We start from the raw sequence: 15,686 nt of genomic DNA, 5'->3' as shown, positions 1-15,686 counted from the left end.
GTTCTATTTATAGCTAATATTATTAGGAAATAGTTAGAACAAGATAACTAAAAAATAAGTGTATTATACAAAAAAAAGTATATATAGTATAAAGAGGTCAGACTAATGAAAAAAAAAGCACTATTCATAGGGATCCATTATTGGGGATCGCCCTTTAAGGTAGGGACACATCATTTAGCAGAATGTTTAAGTAATAAAGAGGAATGGGAAGTACTTTATTTATCATTGCCCCTTTCTCCTTTACACAAGTTATCTAAGAAGAAAGAAACACAGTTTAATGAACGTTATAAAATATATAAATCTGATGGGATAACAATAAACCCAACATTTAAAGCTTATGTTCCATTTTCTTTATTAGTACCGAACGATAAACCTATATGCAATACGGAATTTATGTTTAATAAGTGGCATGCTTTTTCTTCGCCTAATTTAATAAAGAAATTAGGTGAATTTGGTTATGATGATGTTGATTTAATATATATGGATAATCCAACCTATCATTTTTTATTGGACGAAATAAAGTATAAAAAATCGGTTTTTCGTGTCGCAGATAATCATAAAGGATTTCAGGGGTATACGGAATTATATGGAAAATATGAAGATAAACTAATAGATAAGGTAGATTTAGTTTTGTATACAGCAAAACAATTGGAGGAGGTATTACTCCAACAAGTACAAACGAGTAAAAAAATGTATTTCCCTAATGGAGTTCGTTATGAATTCTTTAAACAAAAAGGATTAGAAAAGCCAAGGGATATTAAGAGTATTGACGCCCCAATTTGTATGTATGTAGGAGCATTAGCAGAATGGATAGACTACGATTTAATTAACTATTGTGCTAAAGAACTCAAACATGTAGCATTTGTTTTTATTGGTCCTAGTGATTTAGCAAGGGAAAGATTGATGGAGTTGGATAATATTTATTTGTTAGGTACAAAACCTTATGAAGATATCCCAAAATACTTAAATCATGCAGATGTGGGGATAATTCCTTTTAATACTAAAGATTATAAGGAATTAATAGATTCTGTTAATCCATTAAAATTATATGAATATATGTCATGCGGGCTTCCAGTTGTGAGTACATCTTGGAAAGAGATAAGAGAGTGTAATAGTCCAGCCTATTTATCTAATGAATTTAATGAATTTGCTGCAAATATTGAGAAATCTATAGAATCTAATGGAAGAAATAAAACAGAATTTGAAAATTATGCAAAAACACATGATTGGAACTTTAAACTGGATAAGTTACTTAATTATTTAGAATTATAAATCATTAATTATTAATTTCACTAAAGTAAAAAGGAGCATAAGTTTTGAAAGAAAAAATTCTTTTTATTACCAATTTACTTCCATATCCATTGGATAATGGTGGGAAAATAAAGACATTTAATACAATAGAGGCACTATCTAAAAAATTTGACATCGATGTAATTTGCTATATTAGTAATGAAAAGGATAGGGAAAATATAGCTGGTTTGCAGGGGATTGTAAATGATGTCCAAGTTGTATGCAAAAATCTAATTAGAAGTGTCTCGTTTAAAGATTTTTTTATTGATTATATGAAAAGTTTAATGACTAAATATCCCTATAATGTAAATAAATTTCGACATTCAGGTTTTGAAGATTTAATTTTAAATAAACTCTCAAATAATGAGTACTATGCAATATATGTTGATCATCTACAAATGATGGTGTATTATGATTTATTTAATTATAAAAATATAATATTAGATCAACATAATGTGGAAAGCTTAATTTTTAAGCGTCTTATACAATCAGAAAATAGTGTTTTCAAGAAAGTGTTAGGAGCGATTGAATATAAAAAGCTAAGAAAATTTGAAATAGGTATGTTGCATAAAGCGGGACAAGTAATTTGTTTGAGTGAAGAGGATCAAAAAGAATTTATACAATTAGGGATAAATAAGGATAAGGTAAACATTTTGCCAATACACTTGAAGTCATCTTATTGTAAAAAAAATGCGAATCTAAGTATTGAAAAGGTCAAGTTACTTTTTCTTGGATCTATGTCATGGTACCCAAATCAAAATGGGATTAAGTGGTTCTTAGAGAATGTTTGGAACAGGTTAGATAAAGAATATTATGAATTATATATAGTTGGTAGCAACCCTCCTGAAACCATTAAACAATATCATAATGGAAAAGACGTCCATGTCACGGGATATGTAGAAGATGTCAATGAATATATAGACAAATGTGATATTAGTATTGTTCCACTTTTTATTGGTAGCGGGCAACGTGTAAAAATAATTGAGTCTTTTGCTAAAGGTATTCCAGTAATCTCCACATCTATAGGAGCTGAAGGTTTAATATATATAGATGGTGAGGATATTATAATTGCTGACACAATTGAAGATTTTATTGCTAGATTAGGAGATGTGAGAAGTAACAAAATCAAATTAGATAGGCTTACTCTTAACGCTCATAAAAATTTTAAATCTAACTATTCAGCGGAATTTTTACCAGCTAAATTGCAAAAAATTATAGAAAAATTGTAGAGGATGAGTTTTTTGACAATAAGAACAGTAAATCTTTTTGGAGTAGATTTCAGTAATCTTACGATGCAGGAAGCAATACAAGATATTGATGAAATTATTAACAAAAATAGAGAAAGTAGCGAACAGGGATATGTCGTTACACCAAATGTTGATCATATTGTAAATGTTCATAAAGATTCTTATTTTAGAGAAATTTATAAAGGTGCTACTTTAACACTAGTTGATGGAGCGCCTATTTTTATGTTATCAAAAAAAATAGGTGTTCCATTAAAGGAGAAAGTTTCAGGTTCAGACTTAACCCCTTATTTATTTGAATTGGCTCAGCGTAATAACTATAAAGTATTTATTTTTGGATCACGAGAAGGGGTACCAGATTTAGCTATACAAAAAATTAAGTCTGAATATGGGTATACATTCCCTATTAAATCTTATTCCCCTCCATTTGGTTTTGAAAAACAACCAGATGTTTTAGAGGGAGGTATTAAAAAAATTCAAGAATTTCAGCCAGACATATTATTAGTATCGTTAGGATCACCTAAAGGAGAGCGTTTTATATATGAGAATTTACAAGAATTAAATGTACCAATATCTCTTCAAATAGGAGCTTCTATTGATTTTATTGCAGGTACCGTAAAACGTGCACCACTATGGATGCAAAAAGTAGGATTAGAGTGGTTTTATCGCTTTCTTCAAGAACCGAAACGGATGTTTAGAAGATATTTTATTAATGATAGTTATTTTTTAGTTTTAGTGTTTAGGGAGTTTATTAAAAGAAGAAGGGAGCAGTAAGGTATGAAGTTAATTCTATTGTCGGGTGGTTCAGGAAAACGCCTATGGCCGTTATCAAATGACTCACGTTCTAAGCAATTTTTAAAAGTACTTAAAAATGAGAATAATGAAATGCAATCTATGGTTCAAAGGGTATGGGAGCAATTAAAAAGTTTAGGGATTGAAAATGATACAGTTATTGCTACAAGTAAATCTCAAGTAGATATGATTAATAGCCAATTAGGAAATGATGTACCTATTATTATTGAGCCAGAGCGTCGTGATACATTCCCGGCAATTGCTCTTGCTGCCTCATATCTATATTCTAAAGAGCATGTTGATTTAAATGAGGTAGTAGGTGTATTACCTGTAGATCCATATGTAGAAAATAGTTTTTTTGAAAGGTTATTGGATTTAGAAAAAGTATTAGATTCTTCAAATGCAGATTTAGGTTTAATGGGTGTTACACCTACATATCCATCTGAAAAATACGGTTATATTGTTCCCAATGTAGAGACAAGCACACAGGAACTTATTCAGGTAAGTCATTTTAAAGAAAAGCCAGCCACTGTTGAGGCTGAGGAGTTATTAAAACAAAATGCACTTTGGAATTCTGGTGTATTTGCATTTAAGTTAGATAAAATTATTTCTCTATTAGATCAAAAGGGACTTCCTGTTCAGTATGATGTATTAGTTCAACAATATACAAGTTTACCAAAGATAAGCTTTGACTATGAAGTAGTAGAGAAAACAGAAAATATTGTTGCACTTCCTTATAACGGTTCATGGAAAGATCTTGGGACTTGGAATACCCTTACAGAAGAGATGGGAACGAACATCCTTGGTAAGGGTAATATGGGAGATGAGTGTGAGCAGAATCATATTATTAATGAATTAGATATCCCGGTTTCTGTATTAGGCCTTTCTAACATAATTGTAGCAGCTAGCCCAGATGGTATTTTAGTTTCGGAAAAAGATGCAAGCCCTCGGGTGAAAGAATTAGTAGGCGATTGGGATCAAAGGCCAATGTATGAAGAGCGCCGTTGGGGCTGGTATCGTGTGTTGGACCATACTAAGTATGACGATGGGAACGAAGTGTTAACAAAGCGTATAGGTATTGCGGCTAGTAAAAATCTCAGCTACCAATATCATAATAATAGAAGTGAGATTTGGACAATCGTAAAAGGTGAAGGTATTTTTGTATTAGATGATGAGATACGAGTTGTTCGTTCTGGTGATGTATTAGAAATTCAGCCGGGGCAGAAACATGCAATTAAGGCTATTACGGATTTAGAATTTATTGAGGTACAATCAGGTATCGAATTAATTGAGGAAGATATTGTTCGGATTTATATGCAATGGAATGAAATTGAGGGAATTTGTTATTTAAAGAAATAAAAATTAGTAGTAAGAGTAGCTAGAGGTGGAGTTATTTTGTATAAAGGACCATTATTTTTTCAACCAGTGTTACAGGAACGTATTTGGGGAGGAGAAGCTTTAAAAGGATTTAATTATGACTTACCTTCACAAACTACTGGCGAGTGCTGGGGAATTTCTGCTCATTTAAATGGACCAAGTATTGTCAAGAGCGGTAAATATATAGGTTTAACATTAAAACAGCTATGGGACGAACATAGAGAATTATTTGGTGAATATCAAACTGACAAGTTCCCTTTATTGACTAAAATTTTAGATGCAAAAAAGGATTTATCTGTGCAGGTACATCCTAATGATGATTTTGCAAATGTACATGAGAACGGTGAACTAGGAAAAACAGAATGTTGGTATATAATTGATTGTAAAGAAGATGCTGAAATGATCTATGGACACTCTGCCCAAACTAAAGAAGAATTTAAAAAGATGATTGATGAGGGGAAATGGAATAGACTGCTTCGACGTATTCCCATTAAACCAGGCGACTTCTTTTATGTACCAAGTGGAACTATTCATGCTCTTTGTGAAGGGACAGTGGTATTAGAAACACAGCAAAGTTCGGATACTACATATAGAGTATATGATTATGATCGAGTAGATGCGAATGGTAAGAAACGAGAATTGCATTTAGATAAAGCAGTTCGGGTTGCAAGTATTCCGCATGAAGATTATCAAGTTCGTCCAGAAACTACTGATAGAAGTGGTGCGTTAATTACCACTTATGTGTGTGAAGAATATTTTTCGGTATATAAATGGGAAATTGAACAGGAAGCATCATTTCAACAAAGAGAAATCTTTCAATTAGTGAGTGTAATTGAAGGAGAAGGTGAATTAGTTACTATTGATGGCGCATTTTCTATTAAAAAGGGTGATCACTTTATTTTGCCAATAACAATTGAAAACTTTATTATAAAAGGAAATATTACTGCTATTGTATCTCATTTGTAGGATGATAATTTCTCTTTTATTTTGGGTCAGTCTTAAGGTAATATAATGAAGTAGTATAATTTTATTGTGTTATTCATAAATATTGATGAAGAAGGTAAAAGATATGAAAAAGAAAATTTTATTTTGGATTTTAGGTATAGTAGGTTTTCTAGTAATTGCAGGAGGAGCTTATGCATATTATGTCTATTCTAATGTATCTAATACACTAGATGCAGTTCATAAGCCTTTGGATCGTGATAAGTCTGATAAACGAGATAAGAAAGTAGATGTTTCAGATAATAAACCTATATCTATTTTACTGATGGGTGTAGATCAGGAAGATAATGGGACAGGTAGATCGGATTCACTTATGTTATTTACCTTAAACCCAAAAACAAAATCTATGAAAATTACGAGTATCCCACGAGATTCTTATACGGAGATTGTAGGGAAAGGTAAAAAAGATAAAATCAACCACGCCTATGCTTTTGGTGGCATTGATATGTCTGTAAAAACAGTAGAGAATTTCCTAAATGTACCAGTTGATCATTATATTGAAGTAAATATGGCTGGATTTAGAGATATTGTAGATGCTGTTGGCGGTGTTGATGTAAATAACGATTTAGAGTTTACATCAAGAGATCAACATTTTGCTAAAGGTAATATTCATTTAAATGGTGAAACTGCATTAAAGTATACTCGTATGCGTTACGAGGATCCACGCGGTGACTTCGGTCGCCAAATGCGTCAGCGTCAAGTTATCCAAGCTGTAATTAAAAAGGGCGCAAGTGTATCTTCTCTAGCAAGTTACGGTGACGTATTAAAAGCAATTGAGAAAAACGTAAAAACAAGTTTAACGCAAGAGCAAATGTTTGAGATTCAAAAGAACTATAAAGATTGTATGCAGAATAGCGAAGAGATTCAAATCCCAGGCGACGGTCATAAAGCCGCTGATGGCATTTGGTATTACTATGTTCCAGATGCAGCGAAACAAGATATAACGAATAAGTTAAGAGCGCATCTTGAAGTGACTAAATAATATGTAATAACCCAACTCCTTTGGAAGGAGTTGGGTTTATTTTTGCATGGATTTATATTAATATTATATGTTGTGAGATTAATAGATGAGGTGAATCGATGAATAAGAAAGCAGTACTTGTTCTTGTTGTTTTTGTATTGTTTGTTGCTTCGATTGTGAGCGGTAAATTGTACTGGAATAAGAAAGTTGCAAATGCAACGGGACAGACGAGTGAAGTAACGAAGACAAAGGCTGAAGTGAAAGATAGCGGAGCGAAGAAAGAAGAGAAAAAAGCAGAGAAAAAGCAAGATGCGAAGTCATCTTTTAATGAAGCATATGCGAAGAATTTGCCAGATGAAGTGAAAGAGAAGTTGAAGAAAGCTGCTAAAGAGAAAAAGGCAGTGAATCTTGTTATTGTTGGTGATGAAGCTTCTTCATCTGAAAAAGATGCTTGGGCAGCTAAGTTAACAGCTAATATAGAAACTGCTTACGGTAAAGATTTATGGAATGTGACAGTAAAGGAATATAAGGGTGAAAGTACAGATGAGTTAATCGCGAATAAGCGTGATAAAGAGATTGCGAAAGAAAAGCCAGATGTGATTTTATTTGAGCCACCATTTATTACTGATAACGGTAAAACTGGTAATGGGAACTCTGTTGCGAGTACACAGAAATTTGTTCAAGCACTTTCTACTAGTGCAAAAGGCGCTACAATTATGATTCAACCATCAAACCCAGTGTATGGTGCGAAGAATTATCCGAAAGCAATTGAGGCATTAAAGCAATTTGCAACGCAAAATGGTTATACATATGTTGATCACTGGGGAGCATGGCCTGATGCAGCAACAAAGGCTATTTTACCATACTTACAAGAAGAGTTTGGTTTCCCAAGTGCTAAAGGACATGAAGTTTGGGCACAATATGTAACGGATTATTTCGTGGCTAAGTAATGAAAGATACACCAAAGGTATGCGAGAAATCGTATACCTTTTATTTATGTAAATACGGAGTTACTGTCTAAGCGTAAGGGTTATTTGTTATAGCATAAGTAATTTGTTTTCATTTATACAACACGATCAATCCAAAAATCTGACTTTCCCTTTGAAAAATTTGGTGTCAAATAGTATGATGGTGTAGGAAACGGAGAAAATAACGGAGATATGTGAGTGATTTTATTCCGTTATATTACTTTAAATAGATGTTATTGCGAGGATTTTTATATGGGATTTAAACAAGAAATTAGAAAGTTTATTGAAGGAAATAAGCTAGTTCGTACATTGTTAAAAAAGCCTTTAGAATATCGTGCGAATAAGCAATTGCAATTAGTACGAAACAATATTAAACAATATGGAGTAGAGTGTTTACTATTAGTGCAAGAAGCTTTTAAAGAGCATGATCAAGAATTTTGGTTAGATTATGGCACGTTACTTGGAGCAGTGCGAGAAAAAGATTTCATAAGCCATGATTTAGATATGGATATTGGTACTTTTAATATAAGTGAAGAGAAGAAAAGAGCACTAGAGAAAACGTTAAATGATAAAGGTGTTAAGACGTTTAGGGAGTTCACAGTTGATGGTCATGTTGTAGAGCAAACTTTCACTTATAAAGGAACTCATATCGATCTTTTCTATTATTTTTCGGAAGATCCTAATAAAGTATGGTGTTACTTCTTTGAAGGAACTGATGAGATGTCGACGCAGGAAAGAGGAACTGAAAAGATCCTTACAGGATGGAAAACGAAAACAGCAAGTTCTACATTGCTAGGAACGAAATTAATGCCATTCAAGGGCGAAGAATTCCCTGTTCCTTCAAATGTTGAAGAGTATCTTATTGAAAACTATGGTCCTAATTATATGATTAAGGATGAGAATTGGGATTTTGCAAATTCTGCTAGTAATATTAAGGTTGTGACAGCCCATAACGTTGAGGCTATTTATAAATAAAAAGAAGTGCCCCTGTGCAAAATAAGCAGGGGCACTTCTTTTTATTTTAGATGATAGGAGAAATGTAAAACTGTATTTACTGAAATTTTACAACAAATTTACATTGCACCTTATTAGTGATAATATTAATGTTGCGTTCAAATTTTGAATGTATTATCGATGTTATGGGGGACCACAGATGCAACATATGATTGATATATTAGAAATTATTAATAAAGAACCACATTTAAGTCAGAAGAAAATTGCAGAACGTAGTGGGATATCTACCGGAAAAGTGAATTATATTATAAATGATTTGACGAAAAAAAATTATGTTGTTAGTGAAAAAAATGGAAAACATATAAGCTATTATGTGAAAGAACAGGGTCTTAAATTTTTGCAGAGCGAGTTAGCTACAATGCAGCAAAAAAAGATTCGTGTTCATCAGCGAGAGTATAAAAAAGTTAAGCAAGCAGTTATTCTTGCGGCAGGAAATCGTAAGGAATTAGGTAAACCATCTGGGTTATTATCCATTGGTGATAAAATACTTTTAAATCGAAATTTAGAGATATTACACAATAACGGAATTGAAAAAGTTGTTATTGTTTCTGGATATAAAAAAGAAAAATTTGCTTCTTGGAATAAAGAGCAAGGAGTATACTTTGTAGAAAATCCGAAATATAAATGGACAGGCTCTATGGCTTCACTTTCAAGTGTTCAAAGTTTAATTACAGATGATTTTCTATTAATTGAAGATGATATTTTAATAGAAGAAGATGCGATTTCTCAATTGCTACAATATCCGGAACGGGACTGTGTATTGATTACGAATGAAAGTGGTTCTGGTGATGAGGCATTTGTAGAGATTCAAAACGGGAATTTGTATAAAATCTCGAAAGATGTTCATCAATTAAATCGTATTGATGGCGAGATGATTGGAATTTCAAAACTTTCTTATGATGTTTTTCTTAATATGTTGGAGTTGTTTAATCATAATCAAAATCCGTATGTGAATTATGAATATTTACTTCTTGATGTTGCAAGAACATATGATATTGGGCATATCAAATTACAAAATATTGTGTGGGCAGAAATTGATACAAAACAGCAATATGAAGTTGTGAGGAATAAAATTTACCCTCGTTTATTGAGAAAAGAAGCAGAGTTTAAAGAAAAACAAATTAAAGGCCACGTTATGGAGGCTTTAAATATTTCAGAAGATGCTATTACAAATATTCAACCATTTGGTGGTATGACAAATACGAATTTCAAGGTAAGTGTCGGGGATTCAGAATATGTACTTCGTATTCCAGGAAGCGGTACGGAAGAAATGATTAGTCGTCATGATGAAATGGTGAATTCTAATTTGGCAAGTGAGCTAGGAATTGACGCTGAGCTTCTATATTTTAATGAAGAAACAGGTGTGAAGTTAGCAGAGCTTATTTCAAATGCAGAAACATTGAATCCGAAAACGGCGCGACGTAGTGATAACATGCAGTTAACGGCAGCTATTCTGAAGGAATTACATGAATCAAGTGCAGCGATGAGTAATACGTTTAATGTATTTGAGAAAATTGAGCATTATGAAGGTTTATTAAGTAAATCAAATGGTTTAAACTTTGCTGATTATAAAAAGGTAAAGAAGCAAGTTATGCGATTAAAAGCAATGTATGAGAAAATGGATGTTCAGTTAACACCTTGCCATAATGATACTGTTGCTGAAAACTTTGTGAAAAACGGAGAAAACAAGATGTATTTAATCGACTGGGAGTATGGCGGCTTGAATGATCCGATGTGGGATATTGCAGCGCATAGTTTAGAGTGTGAATTCTCAGCTGAAGATGAAGAGTTATTTTTAGATTACTATTTTAATGGAAAAGTAGAAGAAATGCATCGACAAAGAATCTTATTAAATAAAATTTTCCAAGACTTTTTATGGAGTATTTGGACAAAGATTAAAGAAGCAGCGGGTAGTGATTTCGGAACATATGGAATGGATCGTTATACGCGGGCAAAAGAAAATTTACAGTTATTTTTAGAGTACTATGGAGGATACCAGTATGAATCGAAAGCAAAGTAGAGGGATTTTTTATGGTGTGTTCTCCGGATTTGCTTGGGCTATAGATACGGTTTTAATTGGAATTATATTATCCTCGACAGTTATGTTGGAAACGGAGCAAGTTATATTCCTTGCGCCGCTTGTTAGCACCTTTTTACATGATTTTATGTCGACATTGTGGATGATGGTCTATATGGGACTTAAAGGTCAATTACGAACAGCACTTTCTAAATTAAAAACAAGAAGTGGTCGTTTCGTAATGTTAGGTGCTTTAATGGGCGGACCTTTAGGGATGACGTTTTATGTATTAGCTGTAAAGTATATAGGGGCTTCGTATACGGCAGCAATTTCAGCCATATATCCAGCCGTTGGAGCATTTTTTGCATTTATGTTTTTAAAAGAACGTTTACGCTCTTGGAATTGGTTAGGACTTTTAATAAGCATTAGTAGTATTATTATTCTTGGCTTTACCGGTGATGGATTTGCAACACAAAACTATATGTTAGGTTTTATTTTTGTTTTGATTTGTATTATAGGTTGGGGATTAGAATGTGTTATTTGTGCCTACGGTATGAAGGATGGAGAAGTTTCACCAGAAGAGGCGTTGCAAATTCGCCAACTTGTTTCGTCTGTAACATATGGACTGATCATTTTACCGACATTAGGCGGGCATTTTTTAACGAAAGAAGTTATGGTAAGTAGTGAATTTATCTTAATTATCTTTGTTGCGTTAATTGGGACGGCTTCGTACATTTTTTACTATAAAGCAATCCATGAACTGGGCCCAACGAAAGCTATGGGGCTGAATATTACATATTCAGCTTGGGCGATTTGGATTTCTATATTAGTAATGGGAACACCATTTTCTTGGAAATTAATTATTTGTTGTTTATTCATTATTGTAGGGGCTGTTTTAACAGTTGCGGATGTAAATGAATTTATTAAGAGAAAGAAATATAGAGGAGAGGTAGCATGAGAGCGATTTTATTAGCAGCTGGTATGGGGACGCGCTTGCGCCCATTAACATTAACGAAACCAAAGTCATTAGTAGAGGTAAATGGGAAACCGATGCTAGAACGACAAATTGAATATTTACAAGAGATTGGTATAGATGAAATTATTGTTGTTACTGGATATTTATCGGAAAAATTTAATTATCTTGTTGATAAATATGAAAATATACGTCTTGTATATAACGATAAATATAATGTGTACAACAATATTTATACGATGTATGTAGTGCGTGAATATTTGGCAGATGCGTATGTGGTAGATGCTGATGTGTATTTACATCGTAATATATTTATTGAAAAACCAGAGTCATCTTTATACTTTAGTGCAAGGAAAGAAGATTTCCACAATGAATGGATTATTAAGCACGATGAGAGCAAGAAAGTGTACGATATTGAAATTGGTGACGGTCATGATGATTACATTTTATGTGGCCTTTCCTATTGGTGTAAGGACGATGCGGATTATATCGTAAAAGAGTTAGAAAAAGCAGTGGAGCAAGAAGACTTTAGTGAGCTGTATTGGGATAATATTGTGAAAGATAATATTGGTCATCTGAATGTTCACTTATATGAAATTGATAGCAATGACAGCTTTGAAATAGATTCTGTCGAGGATTTAGAGAAGGTTGAAGAGAAGCTTGCCACTTTAAGAAGTTAGTTGTCGTTACGGTTCACATTATATTATTTTAAATGAATGTTTATGGTAAAATATAGGTAATCATAAAATGTATGAGAGAAACTATATATTTGTTGTATTGAGTATAGTAGGAGGAATAACATGAGTTCAATTTTGGTTTGTGGCGGAGCTGGCTACATCGGTTCACACGCTGTGAAAAAATTAGTAGATGAAGGTTTATCTGTAGTAGTAGTTGATAATTTACAAACAGGTCATGAAGATGCCATTACAGAAGGCGCAAAGTTTTATAAAGGAGACCTTCGTGATAAAAGTTTCTTAAGAGACGTCTTTACACAAGAAAATATTGACGCGGTTATGCATTTCGCGGCTGATTCTTTAGTTGGTGTTAGTATGGAGAAACCTCTTCAATATTATAACAACAACGTGTATGGCGCACTTTGTTTATTAGAAGTAATGGACGAGTTTAAAGTAGATAAGTTCATTTTCTCTTCTACTGCGGCAACTTACGGCGAAGTAGATGTGGATCTTATTACTGAGGAAACTGTAACAAATCCAACGAATACGTATGGCGAGACAAAATTAGCAATTGAAAAAATGCTTCATTGGTATAGCCAAGCGTCTAACTTAAAATATAAGGTCTTCAGATACTTTAACGTGGCTGGTGCAACTCCAAATGGTATTATTGGGGAAGATCATCGTCCAGAGACACATTTAATTCCTCTTGTATTGCAAGTGGCGTTAGGTCAACGTGAGAAGATTATGATGTTTGGTGAAGATTATAATACACCAGATGGTACTTGTATTCGTGATTATATTCATGTTGAAGATTTAGTAGCAGCTCATTTCTTAGGGCTTAAAGACCTACAAAACGGCGGAGAAAGTGATTTCTATAACTTAGGAAACGGTAATGGTTTCAGTGTAAAAGAAATCGTTGATGCAGTTCGTGAAGTTACAAATCATGAAATTCCTGCTGAGGTAGCACCGCGTCGTGCGGGAGATCCAGCACGTTTAGTTGCTTCTTCTCAAAAGGCGAAAGAGAAGTTAGGATGGGATCCTCAGTATGTAAATGTGAAAACAATCATTGAGCATGCTTGGAATTGGCATCAGAAGAAACCTAATGGGTATGAAAAGTAATGATTTTTAAAAACTCAAAAAGTAGTTTTGACTACTTTTTGAGTTTTTTTGTTTATGTAAAAATGAACAAATTCTAAACAATAAAATCCCCTAATTCAGAAATCTGCTAATATGTTATGATAAATGCACTAAGTTAGTAACATATTGGGTACAAAGGATAGAAGAAACAGGTGAAACAGATGAATAAAAGGCAACAGGAAATTTTACAAGTTTTATTATCTGAGTCTAATGAGTATTTGCTAGTGCAGGAGCTTGCTGATAGGGTAGAGTGTTCAGAGAAGACGATTCGCAATGATTTTAAGGTAATTGAGGAGTATTTAGAAAGATATTCAGATGCTCTTCTTATTCGAAAACCGGGTTTAGGTGTGTGTTTGGAAGTTAAGGATTATGATAAGGCGAGTTTGTTTAATAGGTTGTATGCTGTAAGGCAGGATGTAAGCTATAAATCAGATGAGGAGAGAGTGTTGCAAGTTGCTTATAGCTTGTTGATGAGTGTTAAGCCGGTTACGGTGCAGGAGCTTGCTGAAAAGTATTTTGTTAATAGGGCTACGGTTAAGAAAGATTTAGATAGAATTGAAAATTGGCTTGAGGCATTGGGATTAAAGTTAATTTTAAAGCAGAGGATCGGATTAACGATAGAGGGCGATGAAAGAAGTAAGAGGAAAGCATTAGCAAAACTATCAGATTTAATTCGTAATCGGGAATTAATGAATCAATTTATTAAAAAGCAATTTTTGTATCATGAAATTGAATTTGTAATAAGTGAATTGAAAGCGTTACAAAAGAGATATGATACATTTTTTACAGATGATACATTAGAAAATCTTTTATTACATACGTTGATTATGGTACGGAGGATGAAGTTAAAACAACCAATTTCAATGTCTAAAGAAGATTTAAAAATTGTACAAGAGACGAAAGAGTATGGATGGACATTAGATTTTTTGACAAGGTTAGAATTTGTATTTACAGTCCATTTTACTGAAGAAGAGGTAGCTTATTTAGCCATTCATATTTTAGGTGGGAAATTTCGCTATCAAGGTGAATGGGAAAAAAGTAAGTTAAATATGAGTAGTCCTGTGCTTTCACAAGTTGTATTACATTTAATAGATCGTATGTCTAGGTTGAATGAAATCGATTTCGAGAAGGATACATTTTTATTAGAGGGATTACAGATGCACTTGTATACGACATTAAATCGTTTGCAATATAATCTTTCTGTCTCGAATCCAATGCTTCATGAAATTAAGCGAATGTATCCGTATATGTTTGATATGTTAATCCATGAGCTGGATGATATGAATCAATTATTAAGTTTACAAATTCCTGAGGAGGAAGCTGCTTATCTTACTTTGCATTTTCAGGCAGCAATGGAGCGTTTGAATGACGAAAAGGTATCAAAAAATGTAATTATTGTTTGTCATATGGGGATAGGGATGTCGCAATTATTAAGGACAAAAATTGAAAGGAAATTCCGATATATTCATGTGATGGATTGTATCGCAAAGTCCGATTTAGAAGAGTACTTAATGAAAAATAAAAAGGTAGAGTTTATCATTTCCACGATCAATCTTCCTCAGTTAAAGATTCCTCATTTTGTTGTATCTCCTTTATTAGAGCGGAGTGAAGAGAGTAAATTAGAGGACTTTATGAAGAAATTAGATGAACTATCGTCTAATGTAAAAAAGGATTTTGTGTTATTGAATTACACGACTCCTTTTTTGGTCTTTTTACAACAAGAAGTAGAACATCGTTACGAATTAATTGAAAGATTAGCAAGATCTCTTTATGAAAAGGGATATGTAGAAGAAGCGTATATTGAAAATGCGATTGCTAGAGATAGGATGTCAGCAACGACAATTGGAGCAGGAGTCGCCATTCCACATGGAAGCCCTAAGCTAATTAAACAATCCGTAATCGCAGTTGCTACGCTTAGGGAGCCGTTGGATTGGGGAGTAGAGAAGGTATCGCTCGTATTTATGTTGGCGGTTAAGAGCGATGGTAAGGAATTGACGAAACAATTATTTCACGAGTTATCTTTTATAAGTGAACAACCTGTTTTTGTTCAGAAACTTGTAAAGGAAACAAATATAATGAAGTTTTTATCTTATTTAAGGTATGAATAAGTAAGGCGAGAAGCCTTACTTTTTTGTTTACTCCGGTAAAATAATGTTTTTTCCGGAAGTTACGGTAAAAAAGAAAACTTTTATGGGTCGGATATTGATATATATTATTTGTAGGCGCTTACATAAGGG

At 33.2% G+C, this 15,686-nt stretch carries 13 protein-coding genes; all 13 read left to right on the top strand.

Translation table 11 applies throughout. The annotated features are described in order from the left end of the window. Positions 1-105 precede the first annotated feature (105 nt). Complete coding sequence (locus DPQ31_RS25990; RefSeq protein WP_208731209.1) at positions 106-1,272, top strand: glycosyltransferase; 1,167 nt, start codon at positions 106-108, stop codon at positions 1,270-1,272. Between the two features lie 44 nt (positions 1,273-1,316). Continuing rightward, complete coding sequence (locus DPQ31_RS25985; protein ID WP_098652512.1) at positions 1,317-2,519, top strand: glycosyltransferase; 1,203 nt, start codon at positions 1,317-1,319, stop codon at positions 2,517-2,519. Positions 2,520-2,531: 12 nt separating this feature from the next. Further along, positions 2,532-3,308: a WecB/TagA/CpsF family glycosyltransferase gene (locus DPQ31_RS25980; RefSeq protein ID WP_261797473.1), complete on the top strand. Its 777-nt coding sequence runs from the start codon at positions 2,532-2,534 to the stop codon at positions 3,306-3,308. Positions 3,309-3,311: 3 nt separating this feature from the next. Continuing rightward, a complete protein-coding gene (locus DPQ31_RS25975) occupies positions 3,312-4,685 on the top strand; it encodes a sugar phosphate nucleotidyltransferase (RefSeq protein WP_208731208.1) in 1,374 nt (457 codons plus the stop codon). Between the two features lie 36 nt (positions 4,686-4,721). After that, the gene (gene manA, locus DPQ31_RS25970) at positions 4,722-5,669 is read left to right on the top strand and encodes a mannose-6-phosphate isomerase, class I (RefSeq protein WP_208731207.1); all 948 of its coding nucleotides are present in this window, start codon (positions 4,722-4,724) and stop codon (positions 5,667-5,669) included. Between the two features lie 85 nt (positions 5,670-5,754). Next, on the top strand, positions 5,755-6,687 hold the full coding sequence (locus tag DPQ31_RS25965; RefSeq protein WP_261797525.1) for a polyisoprenyl-teichoic acid--peptidoglycan teichoic acid transferase TagU: 933 nt from the start codon (positions 5,755-5,757) through the stop codon (positions 6,685-6,687). Between the two features lie 98 nt (positions 6,688-6,785). Then, complete coding sequence (locus DPQ31_RS25960; RefSeq protein ID WP_198130095.1) at positions 6,786-7,616, top strand: SGNH/GDSL hydrolase family protein; 831 nt, start codon at positions 6,786-6,788, stop codon at positions 7,614-7,616. A 270-nt stretch (positions 7,617-7,886) separates the two neighbouring features. Beyond that, a complete protein-coding gene (locus tag DPQ31_RS25955) occupies positions 7,887-8,609 on the top strand; it encodes a LicD family protein (protein ID WP_208731205.1) in 723 nt (240 codons plus the stop codon). Between the two features lie 178 nt (positions 8,610-8,787). Continuing rightward, positions 8,788-10,668, top strand: a complete 1,881-nt coding sequence (locus DPQ31_RS25950) for a phosphocholine cytidylyltransferase/choline kinase family protein (protein WP_208731204.1) — start codon at positions 8,788-8,790, stop codon at positions 10,666-10,668. Next, a complete protein-coding gene (locus DPQ31_RS25945; RefSeq protein WP_208731203.1) occupies positions 10,649-11,623 on the top strand; it encodes a DMT family transporter in 975 nt (324 codons plus the stop codon). Before DPQ31_RS25950 ends, DPQ31_RS25945 begins: the two co-directional genes overlap by 20 nt. Continuing rightward, the gene (locus tag DPQ31_RS25940) at positions 11,620-12,318 is read left to right on the top strand and encodes a sugar phosphate nucleotidyltransferase (protein ID WP_208731202.1); all 699 of its coding nucleotides are present in this window, start codon (positions 11,620-11,622) and stop codon (positions 12,316-12,318) included. The genes DPQ31_RS25945 and DPQ31_RS25940 overlap by 4 nt, the downstream gene beginning before the upstream one ends. A gap of 120 nt (positions 12,319-12,438) precedes the next feature. Then, entirely contained in the window at positions 12,439-13,431 is a 993-nt protein-coding gene (gene galE, locus DPQ31_RS25935) for a UDP-glucose 4-epimerase GalE (RefSeq protein WP_087950868.1), read from the top strand. A gap of 179 nt (positions 13,432-13,610) precedes the next feature. Further along, complete coding sequence (locus DPQ31_RS25930; RefSeq protein ID WP_208731201.1) at positions 13,611-15,557, top strand: BglG family transcription antiterminator; 1,947 nt, start codon at positions 13,611-13,613, stop codon at positions 15,555-15,557. Positions 15,558-15,686 lie beyond the last annotated feature (129 nt).

This window comes from Bacillus sp. COPE52 (assembly GCF_003355115.1).
Classification (GTDB): domain Bacteria; phylum Bacillota; class Bacilli; order Bacillales; family Bacillaceae_G; genus Bacillus_A; species Bacillus_A toyonensis.
Note: the sequence above shows the minus strand (reverse complement) of the source record. Positions and strands in the feature narration are given on the sequence as shown.

Coding starts and splice junctions, on each gene's coding strand:
- DPQ31_RS25930 (WP_208731201.1), top strand. CDS start 13,611: ATGAATAAAAGGCAACAGGAAATTTTACAAGTTTTATTATCTGAGTCT.
- DPQ31_RS25955 (WP_208731205.1), top strand. CDS start 7,887: ATGGGATTTAAACAAGAAATTAGAAAGTTTATTGAAGGAAATAAGCTA.
- DPQ31_RS25940 (WP_208731202.1), top strand. CDS start 11,620: ATGAGAGCGATTTTATTAGCAGCTGGTATGGGGACGCGCTTGCGCCCA.
- DPQ31_RS25950 (WP_208731204.1), top strand. CDS start 8,788: ATGCAACATATGATTGATATATTAGAAATTATTAATAAAGAACCACAT.
- DPQ31_RS25960 (WP_198130095.1), top strand. CDS start 6,786: ATGAATAAGAAAGCAGTACTTGTTCTTGTTGTTTTTGTATTGTTTGTT.
- DPQ31_RS25945 (WP_208731203.1), top strand. CDS start 10,649: ATGAATCGAAAGCAAAGTAGAGGGATTTTTTATGGTGTGTTCTCCGGA.
- DPQ31_RS25975 (WP_208731208.1), top strand. CDS start 3,312: ATGAAGTTAATTCTATTGTCGGGTGGTTCAGGAAAACGCCTATGGCCG.
- DPQ31_RS25990 (WP_208731209.1), top strand. CDS start 106: ATGAAAAAAAAAGCACTATTCATAGGGATCCATTATTGGGGATCGCCC.
- galE (WP_087950868.1), top strand. CDS start 12,439: ATGAGTTCAATTTTGGTTTGTGGCGGAGCTGGCTACATCGGTTCACAC.
- DPQ31_RS25965 (WP_261797525.1), top strand. CDS start 5,755: ATGAAGAAGGTAAAAGATATGAAAAAGAAAATTTTATTTTGGATTTTA.